This is a genomic window from Phocaeicola sartorii JCM 17136 = DSM 21941, from assembly GCF_054653615.1.
In genome coordinates, this window is sequence record NZ_BAAIFW010000005.1 from 4007948 (window position 1) to 4022084 (window position 14137).

The following is a 14137-nucleotide window of genomic DNA, read 5'->3' on the forward strand; positions in this document are numbered from 1 at the left end:
TAACGGAAAAAATGTATTTATTTCTTAAATAATCGGTCAACCCGGCTTTTTTGCACACCAAATTCCAGACAGATGACATTAAAAGCCATATAGACTATAGCGACGGAGTTGTCCGCTTCTTCCAAGTTTCCATCATACACTCCTCTGACCAGCATTACAATATAATAAATGCCCAGCAGATAAATAGCATAGCCAACGGCTTTGACACGTATCCGGGAAATCTTCTCATTCTCCTCCTTCACTTTTGCCAAAAAGATCATAAACAGAGAAAACCAGATAAGCAACTTGATAGAAGCTTTCGTAAACAACAGGTTACTATCATTTATCATGCCAAACATAAACATGAGCAACGGTACGAAAACGGACAATAACAGAACAACATATCCCATCGTCCTACAATAAACTGGTAAAATTCCTTTCATTATTTTATATTTTAACGTACAAAAGTAATTATTTGTAAGCAATGAACGGCCATCTTTTTGCTTTTTTACCTAAATTTGCAGGCAAATAATAGAAAATATGAGTAAACAAGAAGTTATCATCTGCCATGACTTAGACGAAAACCTCAATAAGGCAATAGCCCAATGCCCGCATGACAAACTATTTGTCTTGGTTGATGAACATACACGTGAACTTTGCATTCCTGTCTTATCAGGATCTGACTGCATCAAAGATGCCCATTTTATTTGCATAGGAGCCGAAGATGTGCATAAAAATCTGGAAACACTGGCGTATGTATGGAAAGAACTGGGAGATAAAGGCGCAAGCCGTCATTCGCTGCTTATTAATTTAGGTGGAGGTATGGTTACAGACTTGGGGGGATTCGCCGCATCAACTTTCAAACGGGGGATTCAATATATCAACATCCCTACCACCTTGCTGGCCATGGTTGATGCATCCGTAGGAGGCAAGACCGGAATCAATTTCAACGGATTAAAGAATGAAATCGGAGTCTTCTCCCCTGCCGAAAGCGTATTGATTGACGCCGATTTTCTAAAATCATTGGATCTCCGTAACCTCTTGTCCGGATACGCCGAAATGTTGAAACATGGTCTTATCAGCACCCATGAACATTGGGCGGAATTGTTGAGATTTGACTTCAACAATATAGACTACAAGGCCTTACAGACTTTAGTCGGGAAATCAGTACAGATTAAAGAAAATATAGTAGAACAAGATCCTTTTGAAAAAGGAATCCGCAAAGCTTTAAATTTGGGGCATACCGTAGGACATGCTTTTGAAAGCCTGGCACTGGAGACACATCACCCGGTATTACATGGTTACGCAGTGGCATGGGGTATAGTCTGTGAACTTTATTTCTCCCATCTCAAGACAGGTTTCCCCAAGGACAAGCTCCGTCAGACCATCCTGTTCATCAAAGAACATTACGGAGTGATGCCGTTTGATTGCAAACAATACGAACGCCTCTATGAATTCATGAAACATGACAAGAAGAATTCAGCAGGCATTATCAATTTCACTCTATTGGCCGAAATAGGAAATATACAAATCAATCAATCGGCAAGTAAAGACGAAATCTTTGAAATGCTGGATTTTTACCGTGAATCCATGGGCTGCTGACCCCTCACTTTCGGACAGAAGGAAAGGGTGTATGAACTTTCCAACTGTCCGATATTATAAAACATCTTTTATTTATTCCAATTATAGCCGAATAAGTTTTTAACAATCAAGCCATTAGAGCATTTATTATCTATTAGTTAAAAACCAGCTCTATTGCTTAAAAAAGACAAATACCAAGCACCTTTTTTCTGTAAAATTGTTCCTAAGTTCCATTGATCAATTTTTCAATGCTTTAGAAATCCTATTTTTGCACTATAATTGGTTGGTATAAATGTTAGATAAGGAATTTGAAAAAAATAGAGAAGATATATTAGAGAATGAATTTTGCATGCAATCTGACGCATCCACATTGCCCATTACAGATTGCCCTTCCTATACCTCTATATGTACGATTGGAATCTGTGTACAAGGAAATGCCAAAATAAGAATGGATTCTCAAGAATATATTATACATCCACATGATGTTTTTGTCTTTATGCCGGGACTGTTAGTCTCAGTCATAGAGACAAGCCCTGATTTTAAAACAAACTATTTTATACTTTCAAACACATTTTTCTATGATGTGATAAAAACTATCAGAAGTTTTTCTCCCCAATTTTTCTCTTACATGAAGTCTCATTTCCTTTATCCGCTGCCGGAACAAGAAATGCAGTATTTCATGAACTATTATGCGTTACTGAAGAGCCGGAGCAAACTTCCCAAGAGTTTTTCCAGAGAAGCAATTATAGCTCTGTTAAGAATTATATTTCTAGATTTATATAACGATTTTGAAAATTATATCAATCATAGAAATAATACAAGTACATCACGCAAAGAAGATTTAACGCATAGATTCTATACGCTAATGATGGATAACTACAGAGAACATAAAGAGGTTATCTTTTATGCCGACAAACTTCATGTCTCTTCCAAATATCTGTCTGAAGTAGTTAAGGAAACCAGCGGGAAGTCTCCTAAAGACTGGATTATAGATTATTCATTACTGGAAATAAAAGAATTGTTGAAAAACAGTTCCCTTAATATTCAAGAAATAACAATCAGGACTAAGTTCCTGAACCAATCCGCTTTAGGTCGATTTTTTAAGAGACATACCAATATGTCTCCCTCCGAATATAGGGAATCAACTTACTAGTTTTATCAACGGCTTTTCATTTAAGCTTTGAATTGGGCGTACAATTCCCCTACCCATGCCAGTGCAGTATATTACTTTTATTGGGTCGCCAAGGTTACCCGGCTTATTCTTAAATACAATAATAAGCTGCACTCACTTATACCCTCATGCCCTCACTCCTTACCCTCATATTTTCACTTAAATCACTCATTCATAATATCATACACATTTACAAGCATATAAATCGGTTGTTTGGGGAAGTTCCCTGTTTTTCAGCTTTTCTTCCTCACAAAAGCGACATAAATAGCAGCGGCCGTAGTTTGTGTCATACTGTTCTTCTTTGATGATTGAAAGTTCAATATCCGTTAACCACGGACGTGGTTAAGTCTAGTCACCTTGGTGGTTAAAGTTAGCCACCAAGGTGATTAGACTTAGCCACAGGGGTGGACAAGCAATTACAAACATATAAAAGTAGGAAAAGAAAAGAGAGAAAACAACTAAGAGACAGGGAAATATGCACACATAGACTACCACCAACCCGATGCAGAAGCCATGCAACTGCTTTATAAGAACAAACGTTAGGAGTTAAATGATGAAAAAGAGGAGGTATTGCGGCAAAACAACACTGGATTTGAGCAAATTTCGCCTTTGGAACAGTTATTTAAATGTCACTTTTATTCTGCCACTACAGAGAAGAGGGGAAAATGGATGATCGCCCATAAAGATTTTCAATCACCTGCAAAGATATACACGTGACAGGCTGCCAATCAATAAGATGAATTGATTCGAATGTATTCTTCATAGACTGAATATTTCCCCAAAAGCCAGCAACAAAGGTACTTTGCATCATATTACAAAGTTAAAATAATTTATTTTTAAGCATTCATTAGTGAGAGCAATGCCCTCACTGATACTGATGCTACCACCACTAATAAGCATCTCATTATAAACAAGTTAGAGTAAAAGTGAGGGCATGAGGGCATTTTCGCGTCCAACTTTCTATTAATTACATCCATACGTCACTGTCACTTGCGGAAGTATGAAATATCGTTTTGTCTTTCATATCCTGGCATATATTTCTTTCAAAGAATTATGTCCAGGTTTCCGGCCAACCGTTCAGCCTTACGTTTTTATGCTGTCCTGCAGGAGGTTGAAGTCAAGATCCCGATACATGCTTTCAATAGCCGTGTTATTTTTTTATTACAGGAATAAAACCGTCTTCATCAAGCATCAACTTCTCTACATCTTTCATAACCTCTTTTATAACTTCCATCCTTTCTTTTATTTACCGAATGAAGCAATAATTTGAATGTTGTCATATCTCATATCCAACTAATTAACAATTAAGTGCAAAAATAAAAAGGGCACAGTACAAACGTTCTATAAATGATTCGTAAAAAAAATATTTAAAAGAGCAACAGACACCACTAATGCAAAAAGCTTCCACTTCCCTAACATATTCCTAAGACATTAGAAAAAACTTAATGCAAATAAAGGAAATCCAATACCATTGCAACTATCTATCATATAACTGACACACAAGCATTTACAAACAACGCCAATAAAAAAAACAATTTTTTAAGCAAAAAAGTGCTTGAAAAATTTGCAAATCACCCATAAATACGTACCTTTGCACCCGTTAAGCAAAAACAACGGGGTGTAGCTCAGCCCGGTTAGAGTACGCGTCTGGGGGGCGTGTGGTCGCTAGTTCGAATCTAGTCACCCCGACTAACCGTAAAGCATTGATAATCGGAAGATTGTCGATGCTTTTTTTTCGGGTCAGTCCGAAAATCCTATGGGTATGTTAAAAAAGTCAATCTTTTAAGATGCATCCTTCATAACCAATAAAGAAGGGAGTGCTTTAAAGACTTTTTCATTGGCGGCAATCCCCACACAAGTATCATAGCTTAAAATAAGCAACCCATGGATGGTCGACAAGGCCAAATCCTCCATCTCGACCAACGGATACAGATGCACCCTATTTGCATACTGCTTATTGATCTTATGTATTTGTCCCATATATTCTTCACTTCCACCGCTGAAATAATATAAACGAATAAAACGATCTCCATTTTCCAATAAATGGCGCACATGAGCGAAAAGGAAACGATCCATACTCCCATTTATCAATACAGCCAGTTCATCTCCATCATGATAGTCACGATTTACAAAGATAGCGACAGGACAAGAAGCATGTTCTAACACATCGTCCACCTTTTTACGAAACAAACCAAAAAAAGAAGTCATCGACTTTTCACCGTCAGTCATGAAACGAGGGCCCGCTCCCAACAACAAAATATCCGGTGACTCCGCCTCTACAGTGGAAATCATATCAGATACCAGATTATCAGTAACCCTATACCGCTTTTCTATATGTATATCCAAGTGCTCCGCCTGTTTTTCAACAGGAATAAAACTTTCTTCAAAAAATTGTTCAACACTGGTAGGGTTCGCATCGGTACCCGTTGTATAATGAGCTGCAATTACCTGATGATAAGAAAGTTGTTTTCCAAAAAGCAACTTATATACCGACAACAACATACTACCTGTTTCGGGACGTCCAAAGAACAAAAGCAGTTTCCGTTGCAAAACCTTTTTTTGCTCTCTTGCCGCAAAGCCCCATTCCACCAAATTCAACAAAGGTGTCGTCATAAACGTCGTAACCAAAGCCATGATGATCAGAATAACAAAGATAGACGGAGGAAGCACCCCCAACTCATAACCTATATTCAATGCCACCAATTCCATCAATCCGCGGGTGTTCATCAAAGTACCTATGGTGAAACTATCTTTCCAAGATTCACCCACCAGACGGGAAGCTACAGCACACCCACCAAATTTTCCGACAACAGCCACAGTAACTAATAGCAGACATACACACCATAACTCTGGTGTATTTATCAATCCTATCTGTGTGCGTAATCCCGTAAAGGCGAAAAACAACGGCAGGAAAAAAACCAATGCTATATCCTCAACCTTCTCCATCATTACCTTACGGAAACCAAAATTAGAAGGCATGACCACCCCCGCCATAAAAGCGCCAAACAAAGCATGAATACCCAAAATTTCCGTAACAGCCGCCGATAAGACCAAGACCAAAAATATAAAACTGACAAAAGTCTTGTTGATAACTTCCTTATTGGTATAAAGCATACCGATCTTCTTTAAAAACGGACGGACAACCACAAACATCACAGCGATATAGACAAATGTAAGGAAAACAGTGTACAAAGCACCTCCAAAAGTTCCCGCCTTTGTAATGGCAATGACAACCGCCAACAGGCACCAAGCCGTCACATCATCATTGGCCGCAGAAGCTATTGTAAGAATTCCCACAGGTTTCCGTGTCATATTACGTTCTTGAATAATACGCGCCAAAACAGGGAAAGCAGTAATACTCATAGATATGCCGATAAATAAAGCAAAGGAAAGAAAAGCTGTTTGCCGGGAAGCATATTCCTCGTACACCCAGTAAGAAGCCAACATTCCTAAAAAGAAAGGCACCAAGATTCCGGCATGACTGATAACCAACGTTTCGTTGATCTTATTTTTCAGCACACCAAAATCAACCTCCATTCCAATAACAAACATAAACAGCACCAGACCTAACTGACTGATGAGCTCCAGATTGGTCAAAGAATCCGGTTGGAATAGAAAACCGAAAAACTCAGGATAAAGAGCTCCCAACACAGAAGGTCCCAGAACAATTCCCGCCACGATCTCACCTATCACTCCCGGTTGCCCTATATAACGGAACACGGAAGCAAAAATACGAACCGCAATCAATACGACTATAATCTGAATGAGCAAGATGGAAAAAGGATGAGTCAGATTATCAAGTAATATAGTTTTAAACATAGCAAAAGCGTCATCATCTGCTGCCACCGACTGTACAGGTGACAAATGCAGAAAACGCTCACCGCCCATTATAGCGGCATAAATCAGCCCTCCGAATATCAATAGCATCATCAGGTAAATAGAGTAGTTCTTACGTGCCTTTCCCATATTCGTCCTATAGAAATGATATGAATGAAAATAGAACAAAAAAAGCTGTTAAAGAGTTCACCAACCCAAAGCCTTTTTTATACCTTTGCTCTACAATTTTCATGAAGATGCCCGAACGTAAGATAATACATATCGATATGGATGCATTCTACGCATCGGTGGAACAGCGTGACAACCCCGAATTGCGTGGAAAACCGCTTGCAGTGGGCCACGCCGAAGAACGAGGTGTAGTAGCTGCCGCCAGCTATGAAGCACGCCGTTACGGAGTACATTCCGCCATGTCATCACAAAAAGCCAAAAGACTTTGTCCGGAACTGATTTTTGTCCCGGGCCGGATGGATGTTTACAAGGCTGCATCACAGCAGATACACAATATATTTCATACTTATACAGATGTCATAGAGCCTCTGTCACTGGATGAAGCCTTTCTGGATGTAACCGAAAACAAAGCAGGCATCTCACTTGCCATAGATATTGCCAAAGAAATAAAGAAACGTATTCGTAAAGAATTGGGATTGATAGCTTCAGCCGGAATTTCTTATAACAAGTTCCTGGCCAAGATCGCATCGGATTACCGCAAGCCCGACGGATTGTGTACCATACATCCCGATCAGGCACTAGACTTCATCGCCCGCCTTCCCATCGAATCTTTTTGGGGAGTAGGCCCAGTGACAGCCAAAAAAATGCACACATTAGGAATTTATAATGGTGCCCAATTACAGACCTGCACTTTAGAGATGCTCACCCGGCAGTTTGGCAAAGCAGGCTGTCTGTATTATGATTTCGCACGAGGCATAGATCTCCGTCCTGTAGAACCTGTAAGAGTCCGTAAGTCCGTAGGATGCGAACACACCTTGGAAAAAGACATTTCTCTTCGTTCTTCCGCCATCATCGAGCTCTATCATGTAGTCACCGAATTATTAGAAAGGCTGAAACGTACCCATTTCAGCGGCAACACGCTTACCTTAAAAATAAAATTTCACAACTTTAACCAAATAACCCGAAGCATCACTCAAAACAGCGAACTGACAAGTATGGATAAAATTCTTCCGCTAGCCAAAAAACTATTGGAGGAAATTGATTATGAAAACCACCCCATCCGCCTCATCGGACTATCCGTTTCCAATCCTAAAGAAGAAAGAGGAGAAATAAAGAAACAATGGGAACAGCTATCATTGGATTTTAAAGAGTGGGATTAAGATACTGGATAAATGAATCAATATAAGGTTCCATTGTACTAAACCCTTTTACTCCATTCTTTAAATCCAGTCCATAATATATTCCGGCCAGCAAACCGGTCAGCGCCCCTACCGCATCACTTGATTTGCCCGCGTTTATAGCCAAAAATACACATTCCTTATAACTATTTCCTGCCATAAACCAATTGATCACAGATTCCACCGTATCTACAACAAAACTTCCATTGTAAAGATTTTGCCTGTTAATCTCCACATCACATCTCTGCTGGGCCTGCTGTAGTGCCTGTTCCTTATCTTCATATTTCAACAGGCAACGAATAAACTCGATAAAGAACCAAGTGTATTTAAAACTATAACGGCTGTTATGAGTGGCCTTGATAAAAGGAAGAATCTCCTCCTTGGACAACGATGAAAAAGCCAAAACGCAACACCCCATCAAACTACGGTTTCCACTATTAGAATCCGAAGACACCCCCCTGAAATTCTTCATAATTGCTTTCTGAGTCACCTGATCAATATCAAACTCTATGTTTTCCCCCGTATATTTTTTATTGAAATACCAATCTTTTAAATTCTGCCGATAAAGTTCCAAATTATAATGACTGTCCAACGCACATAACAACATTGAGGTATTCCCCGAACATTTATCTCCCCGAAGATAAGATTTTTTCCATACAGGTTTAAAAGTTCCCTTCCCTTTTCCCCTGTAAGGCATTCCCAACCAATCTCCCAGTATAAATCCCATTAGTCCATTTTTAATTTTTTCCATGACATGTGTTTAATTACAGAGCACAAAAATAATAAAAAGAGAAACAAATTCTCGTCTTCCGTTGTTAAATTCATAATTAATGGGTATTGATAAGTATGTATGCTACAACTAATTTTGCAGCCAGCAGAAAATGTATTACCGGGCAATAAAGAAAGGAGAACAAATGAAAAGAATCGTATTACTCCGCCATGGAGAAAGTACCTGGAACAAGGAAAACCGTTTTACAGGATGGACAGATGTGGATTTAACCGAAAAAGGCATCGCCGATGCCAATCAAGCAGGCAAGCTCTTGAAAGAAAAAGGATTTCATTTTGACAAGGCTTACACTTCTTTTTTAAAACGCGCGGTCAAAACATTAAACTGTGTGCTGGATAAAATGGATCAGGACTGGATACCTGTAGAGAAAAGCTGGCGCCTAAACGAGAAACATTATGGTGCCTTGCAAGGATTAAACAAAAGCGAGACAGCTTCTAAATATGGAGAAGAACAAGTTCTGATATGGCGTCGCAGCTTTAACGTGGCACCCGATGCTCTGCCTGAGGACGATCCGCGCAATCCGACAACAGACGCCCGTTATAAAGAAGTTCCCGACAAAGATCTTCCGCGCACTGAATCTCTGAAAGAAACAATAGATCGTATATTGCCTTATTGGAAATGCATCATTTTTCCCAATCTGACCACAGCAAATGAACTATTGGTAGTAGCTCACGGGAACAGCCTCAGAGGAATCATCAAATATTTGAGACACATACCGGAAGATGAAATCGTAGGTCTTAACCTGCCCACCGCCGTTCCGTATGTATTCGAGTTTGATGACAACCTGAATTTAAAGAAAGATTACTTTTTGGGAGACCCGGAAGAAATAAAAAAACAGATGGAGGCAGTAGCCAATCAAGGAAAGACCGAACCCGGTGGAGAGAAATAACCCTTCTGCACTTCCCCGAATCTCCATCGCAGGACAGATGATAAAACAGTATGAATAAATTAAAGAAAAAACAGTATGAATAAAATAACAAATTTATTGGGTGACCAAGCAGCATTTTACCTGGAGCACACCTGCAAGACTATAGATAAAGCATTAATCCATCTCCCTTCTCCAAACACCATTGATGATATTTGGATATCATCAGACCGTAATATCCGTACATTGGCCAGTATTCAAACCCTGTTGGGACACGGACGACTCGCAAATACAGGATATGTATCCATTCTTCCGGTAGATCAAGGGATAGAACATACGGCTGGAGCCTCATTCGCTCCCAACCCACTTTACTTTGATCCGGAAAATATCGTGAAACTCGCTATTGAAGGAGGCTGCAACGGTGTTGCCTCCACTTTCGGAGTATTGGGTGCCGTAGCCCGCAAATACGCCCACAAGATTCCCTTCATTGTCAAACTGAATCACAATGAATTACTGACTTATCCCAATTCCTACGACCAAGTTCTGTTTGGCACTGTAAAAGAAGCCTGGAATATGGGAGCGGTAGCAGTAGGCGCCACCATCTATTTCGGTTCCGAACAAAGCCGCAGACAGCTGGTTGAAATAGCGGAAGCTTTTGAATATGCCCACGAACTGGGCATGGCTACTATTCTATGGTGTTACTTACGTAACAACGCTTTTAAAAAAGATGGTGTAGATTATCATGCAGCAGCCGATCTGACCGGACAGGCCAATCACCTGGGAGTTACGATCAAAGCGGATATTGTAAAACAGAAGCTGCCGGTTAACAATGGTGGTTTCACAGCTATCAAATTTGGAAAAACAAATGAAAAAGTTTATACCGGACTGACTTCAGAACACCCTATCGACCTCTGCCGTTATCAAGTAGCCAATGGATACATGGGACGTGTAGGATTAATCAACTCAGGAGGAGAATCTCATGGCAGCTCCGACCTGAAAGATGCGGTCATAACAGCAATCGTCAACAAACGCGCCGGAGGTATGGGCCTCATAAGCGGACGTAAAGCCTTTCAAAAACCAATGAAAGACGGTATTGAATTGTTAAATACCATTCAAGACGTTTATTTGGATCCAGACATCACCATAGCTTAACTTTCACTATATGTTCGGGCCGGGAACTAAACAACCACTTTTCTATGTTCCCGGCTTTTTTTATGCCCTCTGGCTTCCTTTTTTAAGTGCCAACCTATCAAGTATTAAGATAATATTTCTACCTTTGCAATCCGATACACATTATTATATAAGGTATGATGCAAATAAAAGTAACGGCACCCGCCCAAATACATACAACTATCCAACTCCCCTCTTCCAAGAGTATCAGTAACCGTGCACTGATTATCAACGCACTGGGCAATGGGACATTCCAACCTGAGAATCTGTCTGACTGCGATGATACTCAAGTAATGGTTCACGCCTTGAACGACGGCAAAGATACCATAGACATTATGGCGGCCGGAACAGCCATGCGCTTTCTCACCGCTTATTTGTCCGTCACTCCGGGAACACGGATCATCACAGGTACACAACGTATGCAGCAACGCCCCATTCAAGTACTGGTCAATGCCTTGCGTGAGTTGGGCGCAGAAATAGAATATATAATCAATGACGGATATCCTCCCCTGCGTATCACCGGGCACGCACTGCAGAAAGACAGCATCAGCCTGCCGGGCAACGTCAGTTCCCAATATATATCAGCCTTATTGATGATTGCCCCTATACTAAGCAACGGACTGACCCTCACACTGACAGGAGAAATCATATCCCGCCCTTACATCAACCTTACCCTGCAACTGATGAACGATTTTGGAGCTAAGGCCCAATGGCTCAATGAATATCAACTAAAGGTTGAGCCGGCCCCCTACCAATCCATCCCTTTTTATGTGGAAAGTGACTGGAGCGCAGCTTCTTATTGGTATCAGATAGCCGCTCTTTCCAACGAAGCGGAAATCATTTTGCCGGGATTATTCGAAACAAGTTATCAAGGAGACAGCAAAGTGGCTGAGATTTTCCAGTCACTAGGAATCGAAAGTATTTATGGAAATAAAACGGTAACATTGAAAAAGACCGGTAAAATAGCCGAACGACTGGATTATGACTTCATCAACCAACCGGATCTGGCACAAACATTTGTCGTTACTTGCGCGTTAATGAATATTCCCTTCCGCTTCTCAGGCTTACAAAGTTTGAAGATTAAAGAAACAGACCGTATGGCAGCCTTGATAAAAGAAATGGGAAAATTAGGATATATACTTCATGAAACAGATGGCCGCATTCTGTCTTGGGAAGGTGAACGGTGTGAAATGACCGCTGATGCTGCCATTGACACTTATGAGGACCACCGCATGGCTATGGCGTTCGCTCCGGTTTGCGTAGTGATGCCCGAAATCCGGATTAACAACCCGCAGGTCGTCTCGAAGTCCTATCCTTACTATTGGAAAGATTTAAAGAAAGCCGGTTTTATAATAGAGGAGGTATAAAGTTATGCTCATACTTATTATTGGTCTGATTATTCTGGCAGGTATCGCCATGGCAGTGGGAGTTTTACACAACCGCCAGATACAAAAAAAGATAGAAAGCGGAGAATTGAAAGCCGCTCCCGAAATAGTAGAAGCAGACGCCGAATGTTGCGGACAGCATGAAATCTGTGAAAAAGAAAGCTTGCTTGCCGCCGTCAGCAAAAAAATAGAATATTATGACGATGAGGAACTGGACCGTTTTCGCGGCCGTCCCTCGAACGGTTATACCGAAGAAGAAGTGGAAGAATTTCGGGAAATCATGTACACTTGTAAAGAGGATGAGGTAGCCGGATGGAGCCGTAGCCTGCAATTGCGTGGAGTAGAACTGCCGGATGAACTGAAAGACGAGCTTTTCCTGATTGTAGGTGAACGAAGATTCAAATAACCCGCCTACAGCCAGACAAAACTTCCATTCGAATAAAAAACCACTGAAAAAAGAATATGGATATAGTAGAACTTTTGCATTATACCTTCTTCCAACATGCCCTGCTGGGAAGTCTGTTTGCCAGCATTGCCTGCGGCATTATCGGCACATACATTGTGACGCGCCGTCTGGTGTTCATCAGTGGGGGAATTACCCATGCTTCTTTCGGAGGTATCGGACTAGGATTATACGCAGGCATCTCTCCTCTACTCTCTGCCGCCATCTTCTCCGTACTCTCTGCCTTTGGAGTAGAATGGTTAAGCAAACGAAAGGACATGCGCGAAGACTCCGCCATCGCTGTGTTCTGGACTTTCGGTATGGCGGTAGGTATCATCTTCAGCTTCCTGGCTCCAGGATTCACTCCCGATTTATCAGCCTTTCTATTCGGCAACATCCTGACTATCACGCCGGCAGATATTTTGTTACTTGCCATTCTTTCCATACTGTTGATACTATTCTTCACTTTATTTCTGAACCCTATCATTTACATCGCTTTCGACCGGGAGTTTGCCCGTTCCCAACGTATTCCGGTTGCTTTATTTGAATATATTCTGATGATGTTCATCGCATTGACCATCGTATCATGTCTCCGCATGGTAGGCATAGTACTTGCCATTTCCCTGCTGACTTTACCGCAAATGACCGCCAACTTGTTTACCCACAGTTTCAAAAAAATTATTTGGTGGTCTGTCATCACAGGTTATGCAGGTTGTCTAGGTGGACTGTTCATTTCTTACAAATTACAAGTCCCTTCAGGTGCAGCTATAATCTTTTTCTCAATCCTCATCTATACTTTTTGCAAAATAGGGAAAAGCGTGTACCTTTGCAAACAAAAGAAACTCAATCAAACCAATGGATATGGAAATTAAAATCAATTCTTCAGACTCTATCCACGAAGCTGCCAAACAGTTCATCGCGGCCATGGGTGACAATACCGTTTTCGCTTTCTACGGAAAGATGGGAGCTGGTAAGACAACATTTATCAAAGCAGTATGCGAGGAACTGGGGGTAACAGATGTGATCAACTCGCCGACTTTTGCCATTGTCAATGAATACCGTTCGGATGAAACCGGTGAACTTATTTACCATTTTGATTTCTATCGCATCAAGAAACTGGATGAAGTGTACGACATGGGATACGAAGATTATTTCTATAGCGGTGCTCTCTGCTTCATCGAATGGCCCGAACTGATAGAAGAGCTTCTGCCGGGCGATGCTGTAAAAGTCGAGATTGAAGAATCCGAGGATGGAAGCCGCGTCATGCGCTTCTGAAGCTGAATAAAAGAAAAATATCTACTGTAGGGACGGATAGCATCCGCCCCTACAGCCAAATTCATCAAAACATGGGAATGCATTATCTGATTCAAGCCATATTTGTATTGGTAGGACTGCTGTCCATTATGGCAGCCTTATTTAATTGGGAGTGGTTTTTTACCGCACACAACACACAGTTCATTGTCAATAATGTAGGACGCCAGCGTGCACGACTTTTCTATGCCGTATTAGGATTATTAATGATAGCTACAGGAATTTATTTCTTTTTGAATGTACAGGGCATCGTATAAACACAA

General features: G+C 40.9%; 13 protein-coding genes and 1 tRNA gene. 11 read left to right on the top strand and 3 right to left on the bottom strand.

What is annotated here, in order from left to right:
* Positions 1-17: 17 nt before the first annotated feature.
* Positions 18-422: a hypothetical protein gene (locus tag ACYQ0C_RS16780; protein WP_025018606.1), complete on the bottom strand. Its 405-nt coding sequence runs from the start codon at positions 420-422 to the stop codon at positions 18-20.
* Between the two features lie 97 nt (positions 423-519).
* Between ACYQ0C_RS16780 and aroB the strand changes: the two genes are divergently transcribed.
* The 3 genes from aroB (at position 520) to ACYQ0C_RS16795 (ending at position 4420) form a co-directional block, all read left to right on the top strand.
* On the top strand, positions 520-1581 hold the full coding sequence (aroB, locus tag ACYQ0C_RS16785) for a 3-dehydroquinate synthase (RefSeq protein WP_016278082.1): 1062 nt from the start codon (positions 520-522) through the stop codon (positions 1579-1581).
* A 271-nt stretch (positions 1582-1852) separates the two neighbouring features.
* Positions 1853-2713, top strand: coding sequence for an AraC family transcriptional regulator (locus ACYQ0C_RS16790; protein WP_016278083.1), 861 nt, complete (start codon positions 1853-1855; stop codon positions 2711-2713).
* Between the two features lie 1632 nt (positions 2714-4345).
* Positions 4346-4420, top strand: a tRNA-Pro gene (locus ACYQ0C_RS16795).
* 93 nt (positions 4421-4513) lie between these two features.
* Here the strand turns inward: ACYQ0C_RS16795 and ACYQ0C_RS16800 are convergent.
* Positions 4514-6697 carry a cation:proton antiporter gene (locus ACYQ0C_RS16800; protein WP_016278085.1) on the bottom strand — a complete coding sequence of 728 codons (2184 nt, stop codon included), beginning with the start codon at positions 6695-6697 and terminating at the stop codon, positions 4514-4516.
* 107 nt (positions 6698-6804) lie between these two features.
* On the opposite strand from ACYQ0C_RS16800, the gene dinB reads away from it, so the two are divergent.
* Complete coding sequence (gene dinB, locus ACYQ0C_RS16805; protein WP_032941473.1) at positions 6805-7896, top strand: DNA polymerase IV; 1092 nt, start codon at positions 6805-6807, stop codon at positions 7894-7896.
* Here the strand turns inward: dinB and ACYQ0C_RS16810 are convergent.
* Positions 7880-8665: an ADP-ribosylglycohydrolase family protein gene (locus tag ACYQ0C_RS16810; protein ID WP_025076786.1), complete on the bottom strand. Its 786-nt coding sequence runs from the start codon at positions 8663-8665 to the stop codon at positions 7880-7882. The genes dinB and ACYQ0C_RS16810 overlap by 17 nt on opposite strands.
* Positions 8666-8828: 163 nt before the next feature.
* Here ACYQ0C_RS16810 and gpmA point away from each other — a divergent pair, with 163 nt between their 5' ends.
* From gpmA to ACYQ0C_RS16845, 7 genes are all read left to right on the top strand, one after another.
* A complete protein-coding gene (gpmA, locus tag ACYQ0C_RS16815) occupies positions 8829-9590 on the top strand; it encodes a 2,3-diphosphoglycerate-dependent phosphoglycerate mutase (RefSeq protein ID WP_016278088.1) in 762 nt (253 codons plus the stop codon).
* A gap of 75 nt (positions 9591-9665) precedes the next feature.
* Positions 9666-10718, top strand: a complete 1053-nt coding sequence (locus tag ACYQ0C_RS16820; protein ID WP_016278089.1) for a class I fructose-bisphosphate aldolase — start codon at positions 9666-9668, stop codon at positions 10716-10718.
* Between the two features lie 155 nt (positions 10719-10873).
* Entirely contained in the window at positions 10874-12103 is a 1230-nt protein-coding gene (locus tag ACYQ0C_RS16825; RefSeq protein ID WP_016278090.1) for a 3-phosphoshikimate 1-carboxyvinyltransferase, read from the top strand.
* 4 nt (positions 12104-12107) lie between these two features.
* Positions 12108-12527: a hypothetical protein gene (locus tag ACYQ0C_RS16830; protein ID WP_016278091.1), complete on the top strand. Its 420-nt coding sequence runs from the start codon at positions 12108-12110 to the stop codon at positions 12525-12527.
* A gap of 56 nt (positions 12528-12583) precedes the next feature.
* Positions 12584-13435 carry a metal ABC transporter permease gene (locus ACYQ0C_RS16835; protein WP_016278092.1) on the top strand — a complete coding sequence of 284 codons (852 nt, stop codon included), beginning with the start codon at positions 12584-12586 and terminating at the stop codon, positions 13433-13435.
* A complete protein-coding gene (gene tsaE, locus ACYQ0C_RS16840) occupies positions 13419-13838 on the top strand; it encodes a tRNA (adenosine(37)-N6)-threonylcarbamoyltransferase complex ATPase subunit type 1 TsaE (RefSeq protein ID WP_016278093.1) in 420 nt (139 codons plus the stop codon). The genes ACYQ0C_RS16835 and tsaE overlap by 17 nt, the downstream gene beginning before the upstream one ends.
* A gap of 71 nt (positions 13839-13909) precedes the next feature.
* Positions 13910-14131: an immunity 17 family protein gene (locus tag ACYQ0C_RS16845; protein ID WP_016278094.1), complete on the top strand. Its 222-nt coding sequence runs from the start codon at positions 13910-13912 to the stop codon at positions 14129-14131.
* Positions 14132-14137: the final 6 nt, after the last annotated feature.

Coding starts and splice junctions, on each gene's coding strand:
- ACYQ0C_RS16780 (WP_025018606.1), bottom strand. CDS start 422: ATGAAAGGAATTTTACCAGTTTATTGTAGGACGATGGGATATGTTGTT.
- aroB (WP_016278082.1), top strand. CDS start 520: ATGAGTAAACAAGAAGTTATCATCTGCCATGACTTAGACGAAAACCTC.
- ACYQ0C_RS16790 (WP_016278083.1), top strand. CDS start 1,853: ATGTTAGATAAGGAATTTGAAAAAAATAGAGAAGATATATTAGAGAAT.
- ACYQ0C_RS16800 (WP_016278085.1), bottom strand. CDS start 6,697: ATGGGAAAGGCACGTAAGAACTACTCTATTTACCTGATGATGCTATTG.
- dinB (WP_032941473.1), top strand. CDS start 6,805: ATGCCCGAACGTAAGATAATACATATCGATATGGATGCATTCTACGCA.
- ACYQ0C_RS16810 (WP_025076786.1), bottom strand. CDS start 8,665: ATGGAAAAAATTAAAAATGGACTAATGGGATTTATACTGGGAGATTGG.
- gpmA (WP_016278088.1), top strand. CDS start 8,829: ATGAAAAGAATCGTATTACTCCGCCATGGAGAAAGTACCTGGAACAAG.
- ACYQ0C_RS16820 (WP_016278089.1), top strand. CDS start 9,666: ATGAATAAAATAACAAATTTATTGGGTGACCAAGCAGCATTTTACCTG.
- ACYQ0C_RS16825 (WP_016278090.1), top strand. CDS start 10,874: ATGATGCAAATAAAAGTAACGGCACCCGCCCAAATACATACAACTATC.
- ACYQ0C_RS16830 (WP_016278091.1), top strand. CDS start 12,108: ATGCTCATACTTATTATTGGTCTGATTATTCTGGCAGGTATCGCCATG.
- ACYQ0C_RS16835 (WP_016278092.1), top strand. CDS start 12,584: ATGGATATAGTAGAACTTTTGCATTATACCTTCTTCCAACATGCCCTG.
- tsaE (WP_016278093.1), top strand. CDS start 13,419: ATGGATATGGAAATTAAAATCAATTCTTCAGACTCTATCCACGAAGCT.
- ACYQ0C_RS16845 (WP_016278094.1), top strand. CDS start 13,910: ATGGGAATGCATTATCTGATTCAAGCCATATTTGTATTGGTAGGACTG.